The sequence below is a fragment of the Promicromonospora kroppenstedtii DSM 19349 genome, from assembly GCF_000515355.1.
In the GTDB taxonomy this organism is placed as follows: domain Bacteria; phylum Actinomycetota; class Actinomycetes; order Actinomycetales; family Cellulomonadaceae; genus Promicromonospora; species Promicromonospora kroppenstedtii.
Map to the genome: position 1 here is coordinate 13,156 of NZ_KI911730.1, position 3,676 is coordinate 16,831.

The following is a 3,676-nucleotide window of genomic DNA, read 5'->3' on the forward strand; positions in this document are numbered from 1 at the left end:
CCAGGCGTCGAGCCGGCCCGCGTGCAGGTGCGCGTCCTCGAGCGCGATCGCCAGGCCCAGCCCGGAGCCGCCCGTGGTGCGGGCGCGCGCCGGGTCGGCCCGCCAGAAGCGATCGAAGACGTGCTCCACCTCCTGCTTCGTCATGCCGACGCCGTAGTCCCGCACGACGACCGCGACCGCGCGGTCGTCCTGCGCGACGGTCACCTCGACCGGGCGCTCCTCGGCGTGCTCGATGGCGTTGACCACGAGGTTGCGCAGGATGCGCTCGATCCGGCGCGGGTCGAAGTCGGCCGCGGCGTCGGCGTCGGGCAGCCGCACGGAGACCCGGACGTCCTTGGTCTCCGCGAGCGGGGCGGCCTGCTCCACCACGGACATGACCAGGTCGCGCAGGTCACGGCGCTCGGCGTCGAGCACGGCTGCACCGGCGTCGAACCGGCTGATCTCCAGCAGGTCCGCCAGGAGCGACTCGAACCGGTCGATCTGGCCGAGGAGCAGCTCGGCGGAGCGGCTGGCGTCCGCGTCCAGCTGGTCGCGAGACTCGTGGATGATCTCGCTCGCCATGCGGATAGTCGTCAGCGGCGTGCGCAGCTCGTGCGAGACGTCGGAGACGAACCGGCGCTGCATGGCGGAGAGCTCCTCCATGCGCCGGATCTGGTCCTGCAGGCTCTCGGCCATCTCGTTGAACGACCGCGCCAGGCTCGCCATCTCGTCGGCGCCCCGCGCACCCGGCATGCGCTCGGAGAGGTGCCCCTCGGCGAGCCGCTCGGCCACGGTGGCTGCCCGGGTCACCGGGGTCACCGTCTGCCGGGCCATGGTCCAGGTGACGACGCCGAGCAGCGCCAGCATGCCGAACCCGCCCGCGAGCAGCACGCGGTGCACGAACGACAGGGTCTCCTGCTCCGGCTCCAGCGAGTAGAGGTAGTAGATCTCGAAGCGAGAACCCGGCGCGGCCTGCACGGTCGAGCCCACGATGACGCCCGGCCGGACCACACCCGGGTCGTCGACCGCCGGGATGCCCACCGCCTGCAGCACCTGGTCGTCCTCGGAGGCGATGTTCGCCTGGCGCAGCTCGTCGGTGATGACCACGTCCCTCAGGTCGCCCCGGGACACGACGTCGGACACCTGCGCGGTGCCGCCGGGCTCCTGCAGCAGGAAGTAGTCCACCGCGGTGGAGCCGCTGGTGGCGGTGAGCGTCGAGATGGTGTCGTTCAGCAGGCTCTGCAGCTCGCCGTCCGACGTCGTCGCGGAGTTCGAGAAGTTCTCCGAGACCTTCGTCGTCAGTGCGGCGGCCTCCCGGTCGATCGCCGCGAGCCGCTGCTCGTAGATCCCGTCCCGCACCGACGTCGACAGGTACAGCCCCAGCACCGCGATGGCCGCGAGGCCGATCGCCAGCGCCGTGGTGACGACCCGCAGCTGCAGCGAGGAGCGCCACTGCGCGATCCCGCGCCGGGTGGCCCGGACCGTGACCACCCGGGCCCGTGAGACCACCCGGCGGAGCCGTGTGACCAGGCCGGACGGCATCAGCGGGTCGCGCCCGCCTTGTAACCGACGCCGCGCACCGTCAGGACGATCTCCGGGTTCTCCGGGTCACGCTCGATCTTGGAGCGCAGGCGCTGGACGTGGACGTTGACCAGGCGCGTGTCGGCGCTGTGCCGGTAGCCCCACACGCGCTCCAGCAGCACCTCGCGCGTGAACACCTGCCACGGCTTGCGGGCCAGCGCCACGAGCAGGTCGAACTCGAGCGGGGTGAGCGCGATGCGCTCCCCGTCGCGCATGACGGTGTGGCCGGTGACGTCGATCTCGACGTCGCCCACCACGAGCCGCTCCGGGCCCGGGTCCTCGCTGCGGCGCAGGCGGGCCTTGATCCGGGCCACGAGCTCCTTGGGCTTGAACGGCTTGGACACGTAGTCGTCGGCGCCGGACTCGAGGCCCACCACGACGTCGAGCGTGTCGGACTTGGCCGTGAGCATGATGATCGGCACGCCCGACTCGGCGCGGATCTCACGGCAGACCTGGACGCCGTCCTTGCCCGGGAGCATGAGGTCGAGCAGCACGAGGTCGGGTTGGTGGGTCCGGAACATGCCCAGCGCGGAGTCCCCGTCGGCACAGAAGATCGCCTCGATGCCCTCACCCTTGAGGACGATGCCGATCATCTCCGCCAGTGCTGTGTCGTCGTCGACGACAAGAACTCGTACCTTCATGCCCTCCAGTGTGCCAGCCTGGTCCAGTAAACCCGTCCTCGCGGGCCGCTACCTGGCGTGTTCGGCACAGGTTCACCCGGTTCAGGGCAAATGGCCACGTTGCGGTCCCCCGCGCCGGGTACGGGGGACAACCCCCGCGAGATCGGGCGGTCGACCCCATGTCGCGGGCGCACCCGCAGGGGCGAACCTGGCACCATGACAACCATGACCGTCGACCGGCTCACGGCCGGCGCCGTCCAGGGCGGCGCCGCCCGGCCAGGTCCCCACTTCCTGACCGCACCGTTCTCCGGCCGCACCTGGCGGGAGCAGGGCTACCTCACGCTCGTGCTCCTGCTGGCCCCGTTCGCCCTGACCTACGCCATCTTCGCCGTGAGCTTCACCGCGGGCATCGCCGTGACCGTGGTCGGCCTCTTCGTCGCCGGCGCCGTGGTGCTCGGCGGTCGCGGCTGGGGCGCCGTGTACCGCGGGCTGGCCCGCGAGCTGCTCGACCTCGACGTCGCCGTGCCCGCGCCGTACGTGCGGCCCCGCGGCTTCTGGCGCACGGTCGGCTCCCTGATCGGCGACGCCACCGGGTGGCGCGCGCTGCTGTTCATGCTGGTCACGTTCCCGCTGGCGATCATCGCGTTCGTGACGAGCGTGACCGTCCTGTTCACCGGCCTGGGCGCGCTGACCTACGGCGTCTGGTACCGGTACCTGCCCGCGCAGGCCGACAGCGAGGGCGCGCTCCACCGGGGCGCCTCGTTCGGCATCGACTACTTCATCGACACACCGCCGCGCATCCTCGTCGCCGCGCTGGTGGGACTGGTGCTGTTCTTCTGCTGGCCGTGGATCACGCGGATGTTCGCGCTGCTGTTCCGGGTGCTGACCGCCGGCCTGCTGAGCCCGACCCGGGCGAGCCTGCGCGTCGCCGAGCTGGAGCGGTCCCGCACCGGCACCGTGGAGGACGCCGACGCCCGCCTGCGCAGCATCGAGCGCGACCTGCACGACGGCACGCAGGCACGCCTCGTGGCCGTCGCCATGCAGCTCGGGGAGGCCCGTGAGCACCTGGCCGAGGGCGGCGACGTCACCCAGGCCGCCGAGCTGGTCGACACCGCCCACGCGTCGACCAAGGAGGCGCTCACGGAGCTGCGCGAGCTGGCCCGGGGCATCCACCCGCCGGCGCTCGACAGCGGCCTCGCGGTCGCCCTCGAGACGCTCGCCGCGCGGTCGGCCCTGCCGGTCACCGTGGACGTGGACCCGAGCGTCGAGGCGGACGGCCGCCTGGTCCCGGCCCTGGAGTCGATCGCCTACTTCAGCGTCGCCGAGCTGGTCACCAACGCGGCCAAGCACGCCCGCGCCTCCGGGGTGTACGTGCTGGTCGAGTCGGTGGACCGGACCGGTGGCCCCGACGCCGCGCTCCGCATCCGGGTGCGCGACGACGGCCGCGGCGGCGCCGAGGTCGTCGCGCCCGACGGCTCGGGTCAGCGGTCGGGCCT

3 protein-coding genes are annotated in these 3,676 nt (G+C 72.5%); 1 reads left to right on the forward strand and 2 read right to left on the reverse strand.

The annotated features are described in order from the left end of the window. Both mtrB and mtrA read right to left on the reverse strand, forming a co-directional pair. Nucleotides 1-1,488 (reverse strand): MtrAB system histidine kinase MtrB (mtrB, locus tag PROKR_RS21695; RefSeq protein ID WP_245605924.1); only part of this gene is annotated, 1,488 nt, incomplete at its 3' end. 32 nt (nucleotides 1,489-1,520) lie between these two features. Then, entirely contained in the window at nucleotides 1,521-2,201 is a 681-nt protein-coding gene (mtrA, locus tag PROKR_RS21700; RefSeq protein ID WP_026366090.1) for an MtrAB system response regulator MtrA, read from the reverse strand. Nucleotides 2,202-2,396: 195 nt separating this feature from the next. On the opposite strand from mtrA, the gene PROKR_RS21705 reads away from it, so the two are divergent. Further along, a partial coding sequence (locus PROKR_RS21705; RefSeq protein ID WP_245605925.1) for a sensor histidine kinase occupies nucleotides 2,397-3,676 on the forward strand: 1,280 nt, incomplete at its 3' end.

Bases quoted from the DNA above. Each gene is read 5' to 3' on its own strand.
- mtrA (WP_026366090.1), bottom strand. From the start codon at position 2,201: ATGAAGGTACGAGTTCTTGTCGTCGACGACGACACAGCACTGGCGGAG.